Origin of the sequence: Nitrospira sp. KM1 (assembly GCF_011405515.1) — a bacterium.
In the GTDB taxonomy this organism is placed as follows: Bacteria; Nitrospirota; Nitrospiria; order Nitrospirales; family Nitrospiraceae; genus Nitrospira_C.
This window is the reverse complement of record NZ_AP022671.1, coordinates 1,456,530-1,478,350: the sequence shown is the minus strand read 5'-3', so window position 1 is coordinate 1,478,350 and position 21,821 is coordinate 1,456,530. Positions and strand designations below refer to the sequence as shown.

Genomic DNA, 21,821 nt, shown 5'->3' with positions numbered 1-21,821 from the left:
AAACCCGGCCTGAAGTGACTGCATGCTGAGCATCATCGTCGCGATCCATAACCAACTGGGCCACAACCGCCTGTTCCTCGACGGGATCACGCGCTATACCAGCGGTCCCTACGAAGTGATCGTCATCGACAACCATTCGACTGACGGATCCGCGGAATTTTTTGAATCGAGCGGGTGCAAGGTCATTCGCAACGATAAGAACCTCTGCTATCCGGAATCGATGAATCTTGGGTCCGTCGCCGCCCGCGGAAAATATCTCTGCCACATCAATAACGATTTGTACGTGGCTCCGGGGTGGGATCAGCTTCTACTCGGCGCCATGGAACGAGAACGATTGGACGCGGCCTCTCCCCTCGGGCTTGAGATGATGCCGACCAGAGCGTTGACCGACTGGATGCAAGGTCGGTGGGCAGCGATCGGCCAGGGCCGGCTGTCGACCGGAAAAAGCAAGGAGACGCTGCACACCATGGTTCGCGCGATGTACGGAGACTGGGAAGAGTTCTGCAACGAGGTGCGGCAATCGTTTACGGGCATGTGTTTCGACGGCATCGTGGGCTCTTGTGTCGTCATTCGACGCGACACGTACGAAAAGATCGGTCGATTGGATGAGCGGATCCAGGCGGCCGATTGGGATCTCTATTACACCCTTCGGAAACGTGAACTGACCCACGGCGATGTCCGCCGGTGCATGGTCGTCGGCGGCGTCTTTGTGCATCACTTCATCCGCGCAACGGTCAAGAGCAAACGGGAACCGTTCGCCTGCGCCCACGAACGATGGACGATCGATCGGAAATGGGACAGGGAGGAGCAGGCAAAGCTCTGGTGCAAGCCCGACGAACTGTCCGGCCGGCCATCGTTCATGCGCTCTATTGGTGAGCGGGTCGCCAAGCCGGTACGGAAACTCATTCAGGAACTCGACCGCATGACGGCGGCGAGACGGTTATGGGTGCCCGCGTCTCGAATCGTCGATGTGTATCGGCAGAAGTTCCAAACCTTGGGACGACCGGGCCGCGCCGCTTCTCCGGCGCAGTAAAACGAAACTGTTCATGGCGACCATCAGCGCACTCACGATCACGAAGAATGAGGAGTCGAACATTTCAGACTGCCTGGCCTCGGTGCGCTGGACAACCGAACGGATTGTCATTGACGCGGAAAGCCGGGATCGAACGCCCGAACTGGCCCGTGCAGCGGGTGCTCAGGTCATCGTGCGGCCATGGCCGGGGTTTGGAGCTCAAAAGAACTTCGGTATTTCCACAGCATCCTCAGAGTGGATTCTCATCGTCGATGCGGACGAGCGGGTGTCTCCTCCGCTCCAAGATGAGATCCGCCGCCGCATCGATGGCTGGCGTGCCGGCGAACCGGTGGCCTTCGAGATCCCGAGGAAAAATTTCTTCTACGGTGCATGGGTGCGCCATGCCGGTGTCTATCCAGACTATCAGCTTCGACTCTTCCGGAAGGGAGCGGCCTTGTACAACGACGTGCCCGTCCATGAAAATCTTATAGTTGAAGGACCAGTCGGCAAACTGGAACATGCATTCGAACATCACACCGAGCGCACTATTCAGGATCACTTCAAGAAGTTCGGCCTCTATACGACACTGGCGGCTCAGGAAAAGGGGAAGACCGCCCGGCGCGTCCGCGGCCGGGATCTTCTGTTCAGACCCTGGGTGGTGTTCTTCAAACAATACGTCCTCAAACAGGGATTCCGTGATGGAATCCGCGGGTTGCTCGTTTGTGTGTTTGCGAGCATGTATACATTTGTGAAATACGCCAAGCTGTGGGATGCGCTCCGATCCCGCTCCGTGTCGCGGGATCACACCTAGTGGGCCGGCGCATTCTGTATGTCCATGGCATTGGGGATATCGGCGGGGCAGAGCGCGATTTGCTGGCGGTCGCCGGCAGACTCGATCGGACGGAATGGGAGCCGCACTTGGCTTGTCCGCCCGGTAGTCCGCTGGATGCCGAAGCGACGCGAGCCGGAATTTCCGTTCAGCCGCTGGTTCTCACGCCTTGGAGAAAATGGTATTCACCGTTCGTCCGATCGTCGAGCATCGCCCGGCTGCGCGGGCTATTCGAACGTCTGCGGCCCGCGCTGGTTCACATCAACGACATGTGGTGGGCCCCTCACGCCGTTGCCGCGAGAGAGCGCGCGAGGTCGGGTCGGATTCCCATCGTGGCGCATGTGCGCCAGGAGATCGAGCCGGAAAAAATCCGCCGGTATGCCCTCGAACGCGTTGACCGTGTGATCGCCATCTCGCACCAGGTGGAGGAGGCGGTCAAGTCGGGAGGCGTTGCGACGGAACGGGTGCAGACGCTGTACAGCGGGCTCGAGCTGACGTCCTCCGCACCGCGCGCGGATTATCGCCCCGCCCTGTGCAAACGGCTTCAATGCCCGGAAAGTGACGTGCTACTGGGCACCGTCGCCAATCTCTTTCCACGCAAGGGGCAGGACGTCATGCTCCGGGCTCTTCCTGCAATCCTCGAGGTCATACCATCCGCACGCTACGTCATGGTGGGAGACGACCGGACCGACTATGCGCGTGAACTCTACGCACAGGCGGCCGGGCTTCACATCGCCGGCCGCGTTCACATCGTCGGATTCCAGGATCCCGTGCGACCTTTCCTGGAGGCATTTGATCTGTATGTTCACCCCGCGCTCATGGAAGGCTTTGGCATTGCGATTGTCGAGGCCATGGCCGCGGGAAAAGCCGTGATCGCAACGCGCACGGGAGGCATTCCGGAGGTCGTCGAAGAGGGGCGAACCGGCCTGTTGGTGCAGCCTGGAGATCCGGCACAACTGCGAGATGCCGTCTTGCAGGTGCTCCAGAATCCAGAACGTCGAAACGCCATGGGTGCGCAGGGAGCCGAACGCGTGCGCGAGCGGTTTGATCTGGCCGCAACTGTCGCGGCCACGGAAACGTTGTACCGGCGTCTGCTTCAAGGATGAAGGAAGTGCCGGGATGAAAATCGGAATCGATGCGGGTCCAATAGTCGGCGACCGCGGGGGGGTGGGATGGCATACCTACTATCTCCTGCGCGAAATGCTGGCGCAGAACCGGGATGTCGAATTCATCGCCTACGCGCGACCCGGGACGCAGGCCCCCGGCGAAGTGCGATCATGGCCGGGAAGAGAGTCGCTTCGCTGGGTGGAAGTCTCAAAATGGGCCATGGGGAGACGAGGGACTGTCGACGGCCTGGATCTTTATCATGGCACGAATTTCAAGATGCACACGAGGGGGAGATTCGGAGGGGTCGTCACGATCCACGACCTCTGGCTCGAACGGTTTCCCCGCTATTCGACCAAGCCGTTCGGGCAGCGACTGTCTTCCTTTAAAACCAGGCGGACCGCTCATCGGGCCCGGCGCGTGATTACGGTGTCGGAGTTTTCCGCGCGCGAGTTGATGGAGTTGTACGGGTTGCCGGCCGGGCAGATTGCGGTCATTCCAAATGCCGTGGCGGACGATTTCGTCGCGCTTCACGACGACTCGGCGATGAGTGGCTTGAGGCAGCGAATTCAACTCCCGCCACGGGGGTATATCCTTTTTGTCGGAGGCGCCGATCCCCGGAAGAACCACCGCACGTTTCTCGAAGCGGCGGCAATGGTTCGCCAGGAACTGTCTGGAAGGACGCTGCTCCTCGCCGGCTCCCGCACGCACCCCTTCGGTTCGTATGAAGAGACGGCGGCTGCCTGCGGATTACGCGATCAGGTGCTCTGTCCAGGCCGGCTGTCGCAAGACGATCTCAGACTTCTGTACAGCCATGCCGATCTGTTCGTCTTTCCATCACTGTACGAAGGATTCGGCATGCCGGTTCTGGAAGCCATGGCCTGCGAAGTCCCGGTCGTCACTTCCAACTCGACCGCGTTAAGGGAAGTGGCCGGAGATGCCGCGATCCTGGTGGATCCGGCCAACCCGCGTGCGATGGGAGAGGCCATGGTCACGGCGCTCAACGATGAGTCTTTGCGGGCGTCGTTGCGAGCGAACGGTCTGGCGCGCGTGCAGAAGTTCACCTGGCAAACGGCTGCACGACAGACGCTGGACCTCTACGCGGCACTCTGCCGTTGAGTCCGCTATTCAAAGACATGACGCCACGACGAATATTGGTGATCAAATTGCGGTATATCGGCGACGTGCTTCTCGCGACGCCGGCGATTCACGCCATCAAGGAGGCATACCCCCAGGCGCAGATCACTGTGGTCGTCAATCGAGGTACGCAAGAGGTCCTCGCCGGAAATCCGCACGTACATGAGGTGCTTCCGCTGGAAAAAGGAACGATCGGCGCGCAATGGAAATTGATATCCGGCCTCCGTGGCAGAAGGTTCGATGCGGCCATCGACCTGACCGATGCGGACCGATCGGCATTTCTTGCGTGGATTTCCGGCGCAGCGGTTCGGATCGGGTTTAACGACGAAGCCCGTTGGCGAGGGTGGTGTTATACCGACGTGGTTTCCAGCAATCCATCGATTCACCGGATTGATCGGGATTTGGCGGCGCTGGAGCCGCTGCATGTTGCTCCAAGCAACCGTGCTCCACGGCTCTGGTTGAAACAGGAAGAAGAATCGGAAGCAGACGAACTTTTACGCCGATTAGGAGCTCAGGGCGCACGCCTGGTCGTCATTCAACCGGGGGCACGGTATTGGTTCAAGGCCTGGCCGGCCGAACGCTTTGCGGAGCTGGCCGACCGGGTGACTCGCCAATACCAATGCCAGGTTCTCGTGGGCGGGAGCCCACAAGAGGTCGAACTCGCGGGCCAGGTTGCACGCACGGCAAAGCGCGCTCCGCTCGTTCTGGCGGGCCGGGCAAGTCTGAGATTGTTTGCGGCTGTGCTCAAACGGGCATCGCTGTTTGTTGGCAATGATTCCGGCGCCATGCACATGGCGTCGGCTGTCGGGACTCCGGTGGTCGCGTTGTTCGGTCCCTCAAATCCTCGAGAGTGGGGTCCGCGGGGAGGGCCGGTTGAAGTGATTTATAAAGGGATCGATTGCCGAGTGTGTTTTCATCCTACCTGCCGCCGGGGTGATCAGAACTGCATGCAACTCATTTCGGTCGAGGAAGTGATGGAGGCGGTCGGCCGATTGTTGGGCAGATGAACATGAGGCATGCAGGTCTGACGCCGAAAAGATTTGGGAAAAGATGACGGCTCATCTGGAAACCATGTGCTGCGATCTCTGCCGCTCGAGTGAATCCGATGTAATCCTTCGGCTGCCGGATCTGCTGCTTCGCGTGACCGACGAAGTCTTTACGATCGTCCGATGCCGGAAGTGCGGGTTGGCGTATCTCAACCCTCGTCCGACTCAAGCGGCGATCGGTACCTATTATCCTACGGTGTACTATCCGCCCGTAACGGACAAAGGAGGATCAACTCGTACACGGCAGAGCAAGCGCTTATCTTCCCGTATCAAACAGTGGGTGCTTGAGGGCTATTACGGATATCCTTCAAGGGCTCATGGTGCGTGGCGGGCCATTCGGAAATTGCTGCTGTGGCCGGAGAAAGCATGGAGAGAGATCAAAGGCCGCCGCCCGTTTCCCTGGCGCGGTGAGGGAAGAGTCTTGGATGTCGGCTGCGGCGCCGGCGGCAATCTTCGCACGCTGGAAGAGCAAGGGTGGCGGGTGGCCGGCATCGAGATCAGTCCGGTCGCGGCGGAGCATGCCCGGGCCTTGGTGACCGGCCCGATTCATACCGGCACGCTCGAAACTGCCCCATTTTCTGCGGGATCGTTTGATCTTGTCCTCATGAGTCATTCGCTGGAGCATTTGCCGAGTCCGGTTGATGCGCTGGGTCGCGTTCATCGACTTTTAGCCGATGGTGGCCTGCTGATCGTGGTCGTACCCAATGAGCAAAGCTTCGAAGCACGGCTGTTCGGGCGCTGGTGGTTTCATTGGGACCCGCCCAGACATTTTTATCATTTCAACAGGCGGACATTAAGCGATGCATTGGCTCATGCGGGGTTTCGAGTCGAAAAGATCCGGACCGGAGTCAGCTCCACTTTTTTTATGGCGAGTCTCGAGCGGCTTTGGAACGAGAGATTTCATAAAGCTATTATGTGGCGGAGGGTTGTCGAACGCGTGCTTGCGAAACCGTTCTGTCTCATGGCCGGCCATATGGGATTTGGCACAGAACTCACGGTGTATGCAGAGAAAAGTCTCTCGAGTAACACACGAAGCAAGCGGTCACCCGATGGATGACGCTGAGCAGCGGCCTTCTCCTGTTCCAGTTCGATTGGAACCGTCCGCGTTGTACTGTTTGATTACTGCGTATGATATCAGGGCGTTGTGCTTCAAACTAAGCTCGGCCACTCGTCTTTCTTATCCCCACGTGTCCAGAAATTGATCTGGCGGGAGATTCTTCCGGTGGATCTCTGGCCGTACCATGGCGGTGATCGCGTGACGTACCGTCAACGGATCTATGTTCTGCTCCATAATCCAACTCGCCATCCATTCCAAAAGCCTACGCCGTAGAAATAGCTCTTGACTTGGCATAGCCAACTGCGTTCAAATTATGAACGTCAGAAGTTATGGATGTTCAAGGACAAAGAGACCTTCTCGTTCTGTCTGAAGTCGAGCGGAATTCCGACTTAACGCAGCGATCTCTGTCTATTCGGCTCGGAGTCGCTCTCGGACTTACGAACCTCTACCTCAAGCGCCTTGCCCGGAAAGGCTACATCAAGATCACGACGATTCCTCGCAACCGCATCCGTTACCTCTTGACTCCTCAAGGAGTGGCGGAGAAGACCCGGCTCACCTACCAGTACATGGATTATTCGCTGTCCTACTATCGCGACATGCGAACAAGGCTGAAGGAGATGCTGGCCTCGACGGGGGGCCTTCGCGGCCAACGGTTTGTGATCTATGGCACAGGAGAATTGGCGGAGCTTGCCTATCTCTCGCTGAAGGAAATGGAAGGGCAGTGCGTGGGATTTCTCGACGACCGGCGCCGGGATACATTCTTGTCATACCCCGTGTCCTCACCTGAGGACATCGGTTCATGGGAGTTCGACAAGATCTTGTTGACGGACCTTGCGCAAGCCGATGAACACGAAGAACAATTAGCCCGGCGCGGTGTTCCAATCGAGCGCGTGTTGAGGTTGGGATTGAGTCCCAACGGAATCCCCCAGAGCGTCGAACAACACTGACTCGCTCACGGGGGAGCGGATTCGTGACTGTAAGTGAAAGGGCGGAGCTGTGTCCAGAACCCAGACATCGAGCCGGTGGTATGCACTGCGGACGAGATCCCGCCATGAAAAGCTCGTCCGCGATCAGCTGAGCAATCAGGGCATCGAGCCCCTCCTTCCAACGGTGAAGCGTCTCAGCCAGTGGAAGGACCGGAAAAAGGAAATCGATGCACCGCTGTTTTCCGGGTACTGCTTCGTGAAGTTTGCGTCCCAGCAGAAGCTGCCGGTTCTAAAAACCGTGGGAGTCGTGGACATCGTGGGCGCCGGCAATCGACCGGAGCCGATCCCGGAAGAGGAAATCATCGCGCTTCAACGGCTCATGACCAGCGTGCTTCCCTATGATCCGCATCCTTATCTGCACGAGGGCATGTCGGTCGAAGTCATCCGCGGCCCGCTTCAGGGTGTCCGGGGTATTCTGCTGCGCAAGGAAAAGCGGCATCGCCTCGTGCTGGGTGTGCGTCTGATCCAGCAGGCCGCCGCGGTTGAGATCGATATCAAGGATGTCGTACCCGTCGGATAGATGATCATCATCCTTCGCGATAACTGAGTGACGAAAGGACGGACAACCTATGGCTGTGCCTTTACTCGATCTCGCCGCGCACCACCGGCCGTTGCATAAAGAACTGGTCGCTGCGATCGAACAGGTGGTTCAATCCCAGGCCTTCATTTTGGGACCTGACGTCGGTACGCTTGAAGAACGGATTGCCTCCTATTGCGGAACCGGCGCCGCCATTGGTGTATCGTCTGGAACCGATGCGCTGTTGATCGCATTGATGGCGTTGAACATCGGGCCGGGCGATGAGGTCATCACCAGCCCATATTCGTTTTTTGCCACTGCCGGGGCAGTGGCCAGAGTAGGAGCGAAGCCAGTTTTCGTGGATATCGACCCCCGCTCATACAATATCGATCCTGGGCGCGTCGAACAGGCGGTAACGTCGAGGACTAAGGCGCTGATTCCAGTTCACCTGTACGGTCAGTGCGCGGACATGGATCCGTTGATGGATATCGCGACACGCAGGGGGTTGGCGGTCATCGAGGACGCGGCTCAGGCTATCGGGTCCGAATACCGCGACGGGCGGCGGGCGGGCAGCTTGGGAACGGTCGGCTGTTTTTCATTTTTTCCCAGCAAGAATCTCGGCGCGCTGGGAGACGCCGGTATGGTCACGACGAATGATCCGCAGCTGGCGGAGCGACTCAGGATTCTTCGCGTCCACGGCAGCCAACCCAAGTACTACCATAAGATCATCGGTGGGAATTTCCGCTTGGACAGCATCCAAGCGGCCGTCCTGAACGTCAAATTGAAGCACCTCGACGGCTGGACGCGCCGGAGACAGGACAATGCCCAACGATATGAGACCCTGTTTCAGCAGAGTGATTTGGTGAAGAAGGGGCACGTCCGCCTCCCTGAGGCGGTGTATCGAGCCTCCGGGCATAGGCATTATCACATCTACAATCAGTTTGTGTTGCGGGCCGGCGAGCGCGACCGCCTCATCGTCCATCTCAAGGGGAAGAGCATCGGCGCCGAGATCTACTACCCGGTTCCCTTCCACCTTCAGGAATGCTTTCAGTACCTCGGATACAAGGCGGGAGATTTTCCCGAGTCAGAACGGGCTGCGAGTGAAACAATTGCCATTCCAATCTATCCGGAGTTGACGCAGCTGCAACAGCAGGAAGTGGTCAACGCCATATGCGATTTTTACAAAGATCGAGATCGTGGGATTTAACAGCAGAAGCGCCAGGTTCAGTGCTGAGAGCATCGTGGCCCTTCGCCTCCGCACAATGCTGTCTTTGTGCCGGGAGAATCGCTTCGACGATCGCCGGTGACAATGGATATGGAAGGTTTGTCGGACCCGGTGCTTGCCAGAACTTCCGTGGCCATGGGATGGCACCAGAAAGTTCGTGTATCTCTCATCATCGTGCTGATCCTCGTGAATGTGATGGCTGGACTATCGTGGGTCAAGCCGTGGGTCCGCAACTATACTCTGAGCAATGCACTGATGGGTCATTCCGATGGATTCATGTACGCATACAATCTGCCTTCGTTGAGCGTCTGGACTGCATCAGATCGTGCGGACCGTCCGGATATGTCGATATTGACCTTCTCGGAGAACGACGTGTTGCTCGGTCCCGCGCACAGTTTTCATGACAATATTCGTCAGCACGGTGAAGGCCTATATTCCCACTGGGGAAGCCAGTTACTCTTCTCCTCGTCCGACAATTCGAATCCTGTTCTCAATGGACGAGTCTATCGCGTTCATTATCCGGTCTCGGTTCCCTGGTACGGACTTGGCGCAACGCTGCTATTACTGGCGCTTTCGATCTTTGGACCGGGAACGTTCGTACATCGCGCAGGAGCACCAGTGTTATTTATGGCCATCGGTCTTGCGATCGTCATTATTCCGTTCGAGTTGTTCTTGCGGACCGAATTCGCCAAACTCCACGTGGTGGGGACGCTCGGCCAGTTTCCCCCTCGCATCACTCCCACGGTGAATTCCAAGGGATATCGTGACGTCGATCATCATGTGGAAAATACTGACGGGCGTATCCGAGTCCTAATCCTGGGTGACTCGATGACCTTCGGGTGGGGAATTGCTGACGACGAGACCTATCCCAGACTGATCTCGGACATGGCCGGTTCGCGGGTCGAGGTCATTAGCCTCGCGAAAAACGGTTGGAGTACTGCCGATCAACTCGCCGCGCTTCGGCGTGAGGGACTGGCGTTTCATCCTGACCTTGTGGTCGTGGGAGTCGTCACCAATGATCCCGGCCCTCCGATGACCGAACCCAGCGGGCAGCAAGCGGACTGGGTCGTCTTCAAACGGTTGCCTTTTGAACTGATGTTCTGGCGCTTCCTCGACTACTACATCAACCGCATCGGTGATATGTACGGACTTAAGTATACGTATGTCCAATGGGAGGAGGACATCTACGACCCAGCCAAACGATACAGAGGCCCGTGGGTACGGGCAGTCCAGAGGCTCGGCGATACGCTCGCCTCACGAGGGATACCGGGGTATGCGTTCGTTCTCATCAGTCCAGTCGCGCCGGAGGCTTCGAGTCAAATCCGCAAGTACGACATATTGAGTGACGTGTTTGCGAATGCGGGGTTCAAGACGACGAATTTGCACCAGTCCTATCTGGCAGAGTTCCGGAATGTGCCTGAAAAAAAGCTGTGGGCATTACCCGATGACGCCCATCCTGGCCCTGCGATCAATAGGTTTTTTGCTCGCGAAGTGTGGAAGACGATCGGACCCCATATCGAAAGCATCCGGGCAGGACTGCCGCGGGAGCCGAGTGCCGAACGACGTCCGTGATCCAACCGGCACGACCATGAACTCCATGAAACATCCGAGACAAACTGATCGCGCCTTCGGATATACCCTCGCAGGGGTGATCGCGATCCTCTCTCTTGTCGGATGGTGGGCGTTTGATCGCGCACTCACATGGCCCCTGTCCATCGCGGCTTTTCTGGCGATGCTTTCGGCTGCTGCGCCCGGGTTGCTCATGCCGCTCAACCGTCTGTTCTCCTGGATTGCTCCCAAGATTGCCCATGTGAATAATACGGTTGTTTTGGGAGCCGTCTATTATGGGTTTGTCACACCCGTTGCATTCCTCATGCGGATCGTAGGGCGTGATCCGCTGCATCGACGCATTGAGGTCGGCTGCGATAGTTATTGGACATCGGTCGGTCGTCAACTTGAAAAAGACAATCTGTCCGATCAGTTTTAACCCCCCTGCCCGGAGTGGCCAATGCTTTCACTATTCGGTCAACTGATAAAGTATGCAAAGGTCTACCAAAAGTTTTGGATGATTCCGGCCATTATTCTTTTACTGGCCATAGGTGGTCTGATCGTCGTTGTGCAAACCAGCGCGGTCGCTCCATTCATCTATGCGTTGTTTTGATCCTTTCATCACATGATCGTCCTGGGCATTTCTGCCTTTTATCACGATAGTGCAGCGGCCATCGTCCGTGACGGGCAGATCCTGGCGGCTGCTCAGGAGGAGCGGTTCACCCGTGTGAAGCACGATGCCATATTCCCGAGCCATGCCATTGCATACTGTCTGCGTGAGGCGGGAGTCACACTCGACGAAGTCGCATACGTGGGCTTCTACGACAAACCCGTCCTGACATTCGATCGTCTTCTGGAAACCTATTTCTCGTTCGCCCCTTCCGGCTTCCGTTCGTTCGCCCGCGCGTTGCCTGTGTGGGTCAAGGAAAAGCTTCTGCAAAAAAACCTGATTCACAAGGAACTCAATGGCCTGGGATTTGGTTCGTGCCGTGAAGACCAAATCCTTTTTGGATTCCACCATCATTCCCATGCAGCCAGCGCATTCTATCCATCTCCATTCGACCGAGCCGCCGTCCTGGTCATGGATGGAGTCGGTGAATGGGCGACCACCACGATCGGTCGCGGGGCAGGGGCTGAACTCGATTTGCTCAAAGAGATTCGCTTCCCTCATTCATTGGGGTTGCTGTATGCCGCGTTCACCTATTACCTGGGATTCAAGGTGAACGAAGGTGAATACAAAGTGATGGGACTCGCTCCGTATGGTGAGCCGAAATTCGTTCGGCAGATCTACGACCATCTGATCGATGTCAAACCGGACGGCTCATTTCGGCTGGACATGCAGTATTTCGATTATTGCACCGGGCTGAAAATGACCAATCCGAGATTTGCCGACTTGTTTGGAGCTCCCGCGCGATCCTCCCGCGCTCCTCTGACACAGCGGGATATGGATCTGGCGCGTTCGATCCAAGTCGTCACCGAAGAGACGGTGTTAAAGATCTGTCGAACCATACGGAGGGAAACGGGAGAGCGTAATCTGTGTTTGGCCGGAGGCGTGGCTCTCAACTGCGTGGCGAACGGGAAGATCCATCAGGCAGGGCTGTTCGATAAGCTCTGGATTCAACCTGCCTCAGGGGACGCGGGCAGCGCAATCGGCGTCGCCTTGGCCATCACCTACAAACAGGGGAATGTTCCCCGAACGCCGGATCCGTCCCGGGACGCGATGGGCGGGAGCTATCTCGGGCCAGAGTTTGACGAAGAACGGATCACGCGATGTCTCGAAGGATATGGCGCCGTCTACCGCCGGTTGATGGACGATGAGTTGTACGAGACCGTCGTCAGTGCATTGGTGCAAGAACGGGTGGTCGGCTGGTTTCAGGGACGCATGGAGTTTGGACCACGTGCCTTAGGGAATCGATCCATCTTGGGCGATCCCCGTTCGCCGAACATGCAACGGATCCTCAATATGAAGATCAAGTACAGGGAAAGCTTCCGCCCATTTGCGCCGGCGGTGCTTCGGGAAGACGTGAATCAGTATTTCGACTTGAATGATGATAGCCCGTATATGCTACTCGTGGCCGGCGTCCAGAAGGGGCGGTGCCGGGAATTGACACAGGAGGAGCAGGCGCTCGCCGGCATCGAAAAATTGAAAGTCTCGCGAAGCGATATCCCGGCTGTGACGCACGTCGATCTCTCGGCTCGTGTACAGACCGTTGACGCGCGGACCAATGCCAGGTTTGCCAGACTCTTGGGGGCGTTTCGAGCGCGTACCGGTTGCGGGGTTTTGATCAATACTAGTTTTAATATCAGGGACGAACCGATCGTCTGTTCACCCGAAGACGCCTACAGGTGTTTCATGGGAACAGAAATGGATATGCTGGTAGTCGGCAACTATGTCTTGATGAAGAGCGAGCAGTGAGCACGGCCGCCCTCTTTAGCGAAAAGATCCTGCCCTGTCTCAAGTCTCCAGGATGTGGCGATGAGACCGGGTTGGAAGTGTGCGATGAGGGACTACGGTGCAGAAGCACGAATGAAGTGTTTCCACTCGTCGATGGCGTGCCGTCGTTGTACAGGCCGGCCGAATCGGAAAACCGCCAGATCACCAGCAAGGTTCGGGGGTTTTATGAGGAACATCCGTTTCCCAGCTACGAAGGGCTGGAAGAATTCGGGGAACTGGTCAACAAGGGCTACGAGAATACCTTTACACGCGGCTTGCTGCAGACCATCGGCTACAACAAGTTGATTCTGGAATGCGGGTGTGGAACCGGTCAGCTGACTCACTTTCTGCAGTTGAACAATAATCATACCCTCGGCATCGACCTGTCCTTGAGCAGTCTCGGCCTGGCGCTGGAACACAAGCGCCGCAACCAACTCTCGCGAAGCGCCTTCGCTCAGATGAACATTTTCGCCTTGGCGATCAAGGATGCATCGTTCGATGTGGTGATTTCACACGGGGTGTTGCATCACACCTTTGATGCCCGCCGGGCGTTCGCGCACATCGTGAAGAAGGTCAGGCCGGGCGGCATCGTCATGGTGGGATTGTACAATTATTGGGCAAGAGTCCCGACGTGGATCCGCGCCAAGCTGATCGGCCTCTTCGGACCCAGGATCGATTTCGTTGTGCGTTCGCGCATTCATGATGCCCGGAAAGCGGATATCTGGATCAAGGACCAGTACTACAATCCTCATGAAACATGGCATTCAATCGACGACGTTCTGCAATGGTTTAAGGAGAACGATGTCGAATTCCTAAATGCCAGCCCTCCCATTCTCGGCACGGCAAGTGAAGAATCCCGTACATTGTTCGAGAAGACCGAGCCGGGGAATAAAGCCCAACGGCTCCTGACGCAACTCGCATGGCTGGGAACCATCGCACGGGAAGGGGCATTGTTCGACCTCGTCGGGCGAAGAAAGTCCTAGTATGCGGCACGCCGTATCAGTTGAACATCGTCACCCGCTGAACATACGGCGATCCGACCTTCCTTCCTTTTTTCGGTCTGTCTGGAACAATCGGGGATTGTTTCGAACGCTCGTCGCCAGGGACATCCAAGGTAAATACCGCGGCACTGCACTTGGTCTCTCGTGGGTGGTGATACATCCTCTGTTGATGCTTGCTGTTTATGCATTTGTATTCGGCGGAATCTTCAATGTGCGGTGGCGCGGACAGGGGAACATCGTTGATTTCGTTCAGATGCTGTATTGTGGCCTTGTCGTATACGGTGTGTTTTCGGATACCATCTCCCGGGCGCCAGGTGCGGTCCTTGCCAATCCCAATTATGTCAAGAAGATCGTATTCCCGCTGGAATTGTTGCCCCTCTCTCACCTGGCAACTTCGACCGTTCATGCGCTGATCAGCATCGGTCTCCTCTGCCTATTTCTGATCGTGCAGAAACACCATCTTGCAGCCACCGCATTGCTGATACCGGTCGTGCTGACTCCGCTCTTGATCTTCACCGCGGGTGTTGCCTGGCTGCTTGCCGCCGTCGGCGTGTTTCTGCGCGACATCAACCAGGTGATAGGGGTTGCGATGTCAGTCTTGCTCTTTTTGAGCCCGATTTTCTACCCGGTCTCATCCGTACCGTCTATGGCACGCCCGCTCATCTACTTGAATCCGCTGACGTATCCAATTGAGGCGTTACGGCAGGTCCTGATACTTGGGACTCCGCCGAACTGGCTGCATTGGGTTGCCTATGCCGGTGCGGCGACGATCGTCGCTCTGGCAGGTATGTGGCTCTTCCAGCGTTTCCGGCCGGCGTTTGCTGATGTCGTATGACCCGCCTCGTCCGGCTCTCCGCGATGAAGACCCGATGAGTTCAATCTCCCTGGAATCCATCAGCAAGTGCTATAGGATTTTCGACAACCCGCGCGACCGGTTACGGCAGGCCCTGTTTGACCGGCTCCCATTTCATTTGAGGGCGCGCGGTCAGTCGCGAAGACTCTACCGGGAACATTGGGCGCTGTATGACGTCAACATGCGGGTGGACCCCGGAGAAGTCGTCGCGATCATCGGGCGCAACGGGGCCGGCAAGAGCACGCTCCTGCAGATCATCGCCGGCACGCTGGAACCGACGGGCGGTCAGGTTCGCACTACCGGGCGGATCACGGCATTGCTTGAATTGGGAAGCGGATTCAACCCCGAATTTACCGGGCGTGAGAACGTGTTTCTGAATGCCCAGATTCTCGGGCTATCGAACGAGGAAGTCGCAGCTCGTTTTCACGACATTGTCAGGTTTGCCGATATCGGCGACTTCATCGATCAGCCCATGAAAACCTATAGCTCGGGCATGATGATGCGACTGGCGTTCGCTGTTCAGACGGGAGTCGATCCGAAAGTATTGATTGTAGATGAGGCATTGTCCGTTGGTGATATGTTTTTCCAGGCCAAGTGTATGACCCGGCTTCGCCATCTCATGAGCCAGGGCGTCACAATCCTGTTCGTCAGTCACGATGTCGGGGTGGTCCGACAGCTGTGCGACCGGGCGATTCTTTTGAGTGAAGGCAAAGTCCTCGATGACGGTCCGGTCAAGCAAGTGACGGATCATTACCAGCGTCTCGACATTGAGGATTATAATCGGCGTGCACCAGAAGCGATTCCCGAGGATGTTCGGTCCAGTCATGATGAGCCGGACGGAGAGATTGGGTTCGAGCCTACACCGAAACAGAGGCATGGGCTCTCCCTGCCGACAGAATGGCTCGGGGATGTGGCGCGCTTCCGCGAACGAGCTACAAAGCACCGAAGCGGAAACGGAATGGCTGAAGTGCTCAACGTTACCATGTTGAAAGACGGTCTGCCATCCGATGTCTTCGATTTTGGCGATGTCGTCACTCTGCGTTTGGTCGTTCGCTTCAACAACACGTTGGACCATGTGAACGTGGGCTACAAGATTCGGACGTTACAGGGGGTGGGAGTGGTGTTTGGAGGCACGCCTCTGCATGCTGACACCAAGCAACTCTATACTGCCGGCCACATCTATGTCTTCGATTGGCAGTTGAAGCTTCCATTAATGCATGGGAGTTATATGGTTGAGACAGGGTTGGCTCAGCCTCCAGGTGTGTGCCGGGCGGATTGGGTGTTTCTTGACGTCGTGCCCACCTGTCTCACGTTTACAGTCACCCCGAGAAAAGAGGGCATGATCGATGGGTTTGTGGCGCTGGAGAGTTCATTGAATGTCCGGGAATTCCGCAATTGAGAAGCTCAGCTGAGTCGATAGGCCTGGCCGAAGGGAGATCCTGTGCACGCGGGTTTGGACCGGGACGTGTAGGGTGTTAGGATAGTGAGATTTCGGAGGATGACCGGAAAAGGAATCGGAAGGTTATGACTGAACAAGTACAGACTAATAACAAGAAATATGGGTTGAAACAGGGCGCCGAAGAATTCCCTCTGATGGTTATTCTTTCCATTATTTATCCCTGTAACATGGGCTGTCCGAATTGCCCCTATACGGATTCCAACTCTGAGATCCGACGGTTCTATAAAGAACACGATGGAGATCTCATGCCGGTGGAGCTGTGGAAGAAGATTGCAGACGAGAGCGGTCCATATGGAGCATGGATGCGCTGTACCGGCGGAGGGGAGCCGATGCTGCACCCCAAAATGGTCGAGATGATTGAGTATGCGAAGTCCAAAGGCGCCCGCGTGTGGCTCAATACGAACGGCAGTATGTTCGGGCCGACGGAAAAATTGCGGAGTAATCTGGAGCGCATCATCAGGGCCGGCATCGATCTGATCGAGTTCTCCATGGATGCGTCCGACCATGAAACCTATGCCGTGTTGCGACCGCCTCGGAGTGGAAAGCCCGGAAATTCAGAGCAGTGGTGGGCGAAACATGTCAGCAACGTCAAAGCCGCACTTGCTCTGCGAAAGCAGTATGTCACGACCAACCGCATTGTAGTCTCGATTATTCGTCAACAGGTCTTGGAGGGAAAATTGGAGGCGGCGGTGGATTTTTGGCTCAAGGAAGTCGGGGTGGACGAAGTGATTACTAGGAAGTTTCTCTCTTGGGACGGTAATACCACCATCGATCTCAAGAAATCGGTCGATCCGCACCTCTATGCCAATCTTCCGACGACGAAGGCGGAGCCCTGTGTCTGGCCGTTTGAACGCCTGAACGTCGATACACTGGGGAGGGTGGCATTGTGCGGCCAAGATATTTCATTCAACACCGCCTCGCTGTTTCCTAATGTGAATGACACATCGATCAAAGAGATTTGGCAGGGTGAACAGTTCAACTGGTACAGGCAGATGCACCTTGATGGGCGGGGGGCCGAGTGCTGGCCTTGCCGTGGGTGTTCCGCGTGGTTTGCCGGCATCCGTGATTGGGAGCACGGGTGGCAAAAGGTGTTGAAGAAATCAGGGGAGCACCTGAAAGAAATTATGAAAAGGGACTTGGGTGTGGAAGTTGAAGTCTACCAGCCGAAGGTCTGAGTCCACTTCAGTCCCAATTCTTCAAGACGTTTCTGGGCGGTTTACCGACAAGCGGCACATTAGCCTGTCTGCGTTCGGGCGAAAGCATCTCAATCGAAGCCGTGCATGGTTCAATGAGCCTCGATTGGCGCGATTGCTGGGCAGGACGAAAACCATAAGCGTGAGAGAACATCAACAATGGTTTTCTGAGCTGGCGCATCGGCAAGATTGCCGGTACTTCGCCATCGAAAGCGGAAAGAGCCTCCGTCATGTCGGTAATGTCTGGCTGTGGGCCATTGACGCGTCGAACCGCAAGGCAGAATTGAGAATCGTCATCGGCGAGAAGGACTGTGTCGAGCAGGGCATCGGGACGGCGGCAATCAAGCTGCTGTGCCGGTACGCATTCAACATCATGAAGTTGCATAAGGTATACTCCTATGTGCACGTCACGAACCGGCGTGCCCGACGGGCGTTCGAAAAGGCGGGTTTCGCGGTCGACGGTCTGCTGAGAGACGATCGCTGCATTCGCGGGCGATTTGTCAGCGTCCATATGTTGAGCAGGATTTCTCATGCTTGAAGTCGTCCATGTGATCTATGACGGACAATGTCTCTTCTGTATCCGCAGTTTGAGATTATTCCGCGCCGTCGACTTCTTCGGAGCGTTTCGATATCACGACGCGCATCAGACCGAGCACATCACCGTGACATTTCCAGAATTGCGGGATGCGGATTTTGATAATGCCATGTTCGTCGTGACCGGACGCCGGCTGGTGTATCGCGGATTTTACGCGTTTCGCAGGATGATTTGGAGCACGCCGCTGACATGGCTGTTGATCCCGCTGTTCTATTTCCCCGGAGCCGCCTACGTTGGAGCTCGGGTGTATGCGTGGGTTGCAAAAAACCGTCTGAAATTCGGCTGCCAATCCGATGCCTGCGCTCTGCCTACGCTTCAGGGGAAAGACTCCTCCCGATAAGTCGCTTCACTCTCAGGTGAGTTACAATCTGCATCGACCTATTCTTCCAGTCCTACCTGAGTCCGCCCGTGATCGAGTGAGTGTCGTGTGGAACTACTGCTAGCACCACAGCCGTTTCTCCATCCAGAGTTGAGCGCGCAGGCGCAGGCGTTTATCCGGATCGCCTACGGGTTGTTGCTGTGCGGCACGATTGCTCTCGCCGTCCCTCATTGGCGACGCTTTTTTCTGAGCGAGCGCTGGGGAGGATACGCGCAGCCCAACGTAGGGGTTGAGCGCGTGCACAATCCGGTCGTCGCACCATTGGTGCTCACCCTATGGGCCGGTTGCGGACTCTGCATCGCGTCGGGGTTGTGGAGTCCATGGCCGGCCGTGGTCAACCTGCTTATTTGCCGGTACTACTTCATTGCCATGCGCTGGAAGGGACTGGCACGTGGCATGGGGGCGCCCGGGCATGTGCTCTATTGGGCTGGAATTTGCGTCGTCTTACTAGAGTATTGTGCGCGGTACGCTCCTGAGCTGCATCCGCTGGCACTCCAAGTTCTCCAGGTGGATTTTGCATTTATCTATTTGTCTTCCGGATTTTACAAATACTCGGCCGGGTACCCTCAGAACCAAGGGATGGAGCTCGGTATGGCCAATCCCGCCTGGGGATACTGGTGGCGGTATTACGTCGGTATGCCTCCGTCGCATGTCTTGTTCCGGACGCTGAACCACCTCGCATGGTCCTCGCAAATCATTGCCGGGTTTCTGATGCTCATCCCGCCGACGCGTTTCATCGGGGGCATGATCATCGTGGGCATGTTTATGTTCGTGGGAAGCCAAATTCGTCTTGGGCTTCTGTGTGAGGTTGTGATTTTATGCAGCGGACTCATCTTTGTTCATCCCGGAAGCCTGGTAGACCAGATTCTTGTCTCCGTCATTGGAGCGGTTCCCACGCCTCCTCTTCAATCATTTCCCGGCTCGGATATCTTCAATGTCGGCTTGCGCGTGTTCCTGGGTGCCTATCTGATCCTCATCCCGCTGGCCCATGCCGGCCTGTCATATAATTTCTATCTCCGGCGATCCCTTCCAATGCCTATTCAGCGGGTCCTCGAGGCCTATACGAATTTCTTCGGGCTCATTGTCTGGAGAGTATTCTCCGTGGATCTCGTCAATTTCTTTATTCGCGTGTATCGGCCATCCGAGGACCATCCGGACGGCCGGCAACTCATTTCCAACTATGGGTGGCAGGGAAGATTCAGATTCGATCACGTGGTTGAGTCCATCACGCTCGCCTGCATCTTTACCTCGCTTAAATACTATCCAAGCAATAACGCCGTCTTTGAAGAGCGGTTACTCCGCTATGCGAAGACGTTTGCACAGCCACCGCACGGAATTCTCTTATTTGAATATGTCAGCGTTGTGAAGGAACCAGATCGGTTTGCTTTTGTCCCTGTCGCACTCTATGCCGTGAATCTCGACACTGCAACGGTGACAGAGGAATTGTTGAACGCCGTCATTTCTCCGCGTGCGGCCCATGCCGTCTCGCCGGTCCACGAAGGTCTGCGCCCGGGAACATATGCGCCTTCGGGAGGCCGATAGCATGTGTGGCATTGCGGGTCGATTCGGACCGGGTCCCAATAAAATCCTGGGGGAGATGATTCGGACCCTTCTTCATCGAGGGCCTGATGACGAGCATATCGTGGAGAAGAAAACCTTTGCGCTCGCGGCCAGGCGACTCAGCATTCTCGATGTACAGGGAGGTCGTCAACCTGTTTCCAACGAACGCGGAACCATATGGGCCGCTCAGAATGGAGAGATCTATAATTTTCTCGAATTGAGAGCCGGGTTATCCGAACGGGGGCATCAGTTACACACGCATTGCGACACTGAAGTGCTCCCCCATCTGTATGAGGAGTATGGAGATCAACTCTCCACGAAGATTGACGGCATGTTTGCTGTGGCGGTCTGGGATGACGAGCACCACGTCGGGCTGCTGGCACGCGACCGAATGGGAAAGAAGCCCTTATATTACTGCCGGCACCGGGGGGCTTTGTACTTTGCATCTGAAATCAAGGCGTTATTGTGCATGCCTGGCTTTGAACGAAAAGTCTGCTTCGATGCGTTGCATCATTTTTTGAGCTTCAAACATGTTCCAGCCCCACTTTCGATCTTCGAAGGTATCTACATTCTTCCTCCCGCGTGCACGCTGACGTATCGGCCCGGAAATGATCCCGTCCTCCGTCGTTATTGGGATCTCGACTTTTCCGGTGCTGACAACGGGGTCATCATGTCCGAAGAGGACATGACGGACCACGTGCTGGAGCTGCTCAGAGATGGCGTGCGGAGGCGATTGCTGTCCGATGTGCCGATCGGTTTTTTTCTGAGCGGGGGCATCGACTCGAGCTTGTCGACCGTCCTGGCGGCCGAGCTGTCCGGTACCCGGATCAAGACGTTCACCCTGACGTACGCGCAGCAATCGACCACGGAGGGCAAAGAAGAAGATCGTCGATGGGCGCGCTGGGTAGCGGAGCGATACGAGACCGACCATTATGAAGAAACGATCGAGGTTACCAACTTCCCGGATAACCTTCGCCGCATCATCACCTGTTTCGACGAGCCATACGCCGGCGTCGTTTCGACATATTTTCTTTCCCAACTGATCAGCCGGCACGTGAAGGTGGCGCTGTCAGGCGACGGCGCGGATGAATTGTTCGGGAGCTACCTGTCTCACCGCCTCGCCGGTCCATTGGCGAATTATCAAGGGTATAAAAAGACAGGGGATGCGGCGCTGTTGAAGCCGTTTGAAACGCAACTGTCGTTTCTGGAGAAACTCGCCGAACCTGACGACTGGGCGTGGCGATATAAATTGCTTGTGCTCAGCGACGAAGAGAAACGCGCGTTGTACTCGCCCGAGACCATGCTGCGCACGGGAGAAACCAGTACCCGTGCGCTCCTCAACCGGTACTTCTCATCTCTATCGGCGAAGGATCCCTTGAACAGGATGTTGGAAGCTGAATTTCACACGATCTTTCCGGATCAGGTGCTGGCGTTCGTGGATCGGCTTTCGATGGCGCACTCACTGGAAGTGCGGTCGGCCTTCCTCGACACGGAACTTGTGTCATTCGTCGCAGGCCTGCCAGGAGAATGGAAGATCAGGAACGGAGAAACCAAATATCTGCTCAAGAAACTCGCTCTCAGATATTTCCCGAGCGAGATGGTGCACCGAAAAAAAGAAGGATTTCTCATGCCAATTACGCAATGGCTCCTTCGGGATTTGGAGACGTATGTTCGAGATACTCTGGCTCCGCAGCGTCTTGGTAAGCACGGACTGTTCCAGACTCAACAGGTTCAGAACCTGGTCGACGATTTGTACCGACAACCGTCCGACCATCAGGCCGTCAACCGAGTTTATTCCCTCCTCGTTTTTCAGGAATGGTATGACTTGTACATGGCATAGGCCGCTGCGATGGCTTGCGCCTTCTGCCGTGCCAGGTTCTCAAGGT

The 21,821-nt window shown here is 56.4% G+C and carries 21 protein-coding genes; all 21 read left to right on the top strand.

Features of this window, described 5'->3' with window-relative positions:
- The first annotated feature begins 22 nt into the window (after positions 1-22).
- The 21 genes from W02_RS06710 (at position 23) to asnB (ending at position 21,775) form a co-directional block, all read left to right on the top strand.
- Positions 23-1,033, top strand: coding sequence for a glycosyltransferase family 2 protein (locus tag W02_RS06710; protein WP_173046013.1), 1,011 nt, complete (start codon positions 23-25; stop codon positions 1,031-1,033).
- Between the two features lie 13 nt (positions 1,034-1,046).
- Positions 1,047-1,823, top strand: a complete 777-nt coding sequence (locus tag W02_RS06705) for a glycosyltransferase family 2 protein (protein ID WP_173046011.1) — start codon at positions 1,047-1,049, stop codon at positions 1,821-1,823.
- On the top strand, positions 1,823-2,947 hold the full coding sequence (locus W02_RS06700) for a glycosyltransferase family 4 protein (protein WP_173046009.1): 1,125 nt from the start codon (positions 1,823-1,825) through the stop codon (positions 2,945-2,947). The genes W02_RS06705 and W02_RS06700 overlap by 1 nt, the downstream gene beginning before the upstream one ends.
- A 13-nt stretch (positions 2,948-2,960) precedes the next feature.
- A complete protein-coding gene (locus W02_RS06695; RefSeq protein ID WP_173046007.1) occupies positions 2,961-4,064 on the top strand; it encodes a glycosyltransferase family 1 protein in 1,104 nt (367 codons plus the stop codon).
- Between the two features lie 38 nt (positions 4,065-4,102).
- Positions 4,103-5,089, top strand: a complete 987-nt coding sequence (rfaQ, locus tag W02_RS06690) for a putative lipopolysaccharide heptosyltransferase III (RefSeq protein ID WP_173046005.1) — start codon at positions 4,103-4,105, stop codon at positions 5,087-5,089.
- Between the two features lie 43 nt (positions 5,090-5,132).
- Positions 5,133-6,185 carry a bifunctional 2-polyprenyl-6-hydroxyphenol methylase/3-demethylubiquinol 3-O-methyltransferase UbiG gene (locus W02_RS06685; protein ID WP_173046003.1) on the top strand — a complete coding sequence of 351 codons (1,053 nt, stop codon included), beginning with the start codon at positions 5,133-5,135 and terminating at the stop codon, positions 6,183-6,185.
- A 329-nt stretch (positions 6,186-6,514) separates the two neighbouring features.
- Positions 6,515-7,132, top strand: a complete 618-nt coding sequence (locus W02_RS06680; protein ID WP_173046001.1) for a winged helix-turn-helix transcriptional regulator — start codon at positions 6,515-6,517, stop codon at positions 7,130-7,132.
- Between the two features lie 49 nt (positions 7,133-7,181).
- Positions 7,182-7,691: a UpxY family transcription antiterminator gene (locus tag W02_RS06675; RefSeq protein WP_173045999.1), complete on the top strand. Its 510-nt coding sequence runs from the start codon at positions 7,182-7,184 to the stop codon at positions 7,689-7,691.
- Positions 7,692-7,740: 49 nt separating this feature from the next.
- The gene (locus W02_RS06670; RefSeq protein ID WP_173045997.1) at positions 7,741-8,895 is read left to right on the top strand and encodes a DegT/DnrJ/EryC1/StrS aminotransferase family protein; all 1,155 of its coding nucleotides are present in this window, start codon (positions 7,741-7,743) and stop codon (positions 8,893-8,895) included.
- A 102-nt stretch (positions 8,896-8,997) separates the two neighbouring features.
- Positions 8,998-10,485: an SGNH/GDSL hydrolase family protein gene (locus W02_RS06665; protein WP_173045995.1), complete on the top strand. Its 1,488-nt coding sequence runs from the start codon at positions 8,998-9,000 to the stop codon at positions 10,483-10,485.
- Positions 10,486-10,510: 25 nt separating this feature from the next.
- Complete coding sequence (locus W02_RS06660) at positions 10,511-10,900, top strand: SxtJ family membrane protein (protein ID WP_173045993.1); 390 nt, start codon at positions 10,511-10,513, stop codon at positions 10,898-10,900.
- Positions 10,901-10,921: 21 nt separating this feature from the next.
- Positions 10,922-11,074 (top strand): DUF5989 family protein, encoded by a 153-nt coding sequence (locus tag W02_RS06655; RefSeq protein ID WP_173045991.1) that lies wholly within the window; start codon positions 10,922-10,924, stop codon positions 11,072-11,074.
- A 12-nt stretch (positions 11,075-11,086) separates the two neighbouring features.
- Positions 11,087-12,877 (top strand): carbamoyltransferase, encoded by a 1,791-nt coding sequence (locus W02_RS06650; RefSeq protein ID WP_173045989.1) that lies wholly within the window; start codon positions 11,087-11,089, stop codon positions 12,875-12,877.
- A complete protein-coding gene (locus W02_RS06645; protein ID WP_173045987.1) occupies positions 12,874-13,878 on the top strand; it encodes a bifunctional 2-polyprenyl-6-hydroxyphenol methylase/3-demethylubiquinol 3-O-methyltransferase UbiG in 1,005 nt (334 codons plus the stop codon). Before W02_RS06650 ends, W02_RS06645 begins: the two co-directional genes overlap by 4 nt.
- 1 nt (position 13,879) lies before the next feature.
- Positions 13,880-14,731 carry an ABC transporter permease gene (locus W02_RS06640; protein ID WP_173045985.1) on the top strand — a complete coding sequence of 284 codons (852 nt, stop codon included), beginning with the start codon at positions 13,880-13,882 and terminating at the stop codon, positions 14,729-14,731.
- Between the two features lie 34 nt (positions 14,732-14,765).
- Complete coding sequence (locus W02_RS06635; protein ID WP_173045983.1) at positions 14,766-16,148, top strand: ABC transporter ATP-binding protein; 1,383 nt, start codon at positions 14,766-14,768, stop codon at positions 16,146-16,148.
- Between the two features lie 125 nt (positions 16,149-16,273).
- Positions 16,274-17,383: a radical SAM/SPASM domain-containing protein gene (locus W02_RS06630; protein ID WP_173045975.1), complete on the top strand. Its 1,110-nt coding sequence runs from the start codon at positions 16,274-16,276 to the stop codon at positions 17,381-17,383.
- Positions 17,349-17,939 (top strand): GNAT family N-acetyltransferase, encoded by a 591-nt coding sequence (locus W02_RS06625; RefSeq protein ID WP_255458569.1) that lies wholly within the window; start codon positions 17,349-17,351, stop codon positions 17,937-17,939. The genes W02_RS06630 and W02_RS06625 overlap by 35 nt, the downstream gene beginning before the upstream one ends.
- On the top strand, positions 17,932-18,336 hold the full coding sequence (locus W02_RS06620) for a thiol-disulfide oxidoreductase DCC family protein (RefSeq protein ID WP_173045971.1): 405 nt from the start codon (positions 17,932-17,934) through the stop codon (positions 18,334-18,336). Before W02_RS06625 ends, W02_RS06620 begins: the two co-directional genes overlap by 8 nt.
- 87 nt (positions 18,337-18,423) lie before the next feature.
- Complete coding sequence (locus W02_RS06615; protein ID WP_173045969.1) at positions 18,424-19,917, top strand: hypothetical protein; 1,494 nt, start codon at positions 18,424-18,426, stop codon at positions 19,915-19,917.
- A 1-nt stretch (position 19,918) separates the two neighbouring features.
- Complete coding sequence (gene asnB, locus W02_RS06610; RefSeq protein WP_173045967.1) at positions 19,919-21,775, top strand: asparagine synthase (glutamine-hydrolyzing); 1,857 nt, start codon at positions 19,919-19,921, stop codon at positions 21,773-21,775.
- Positions 21,776-21,821: the final 46 nt, after the last annotated feature.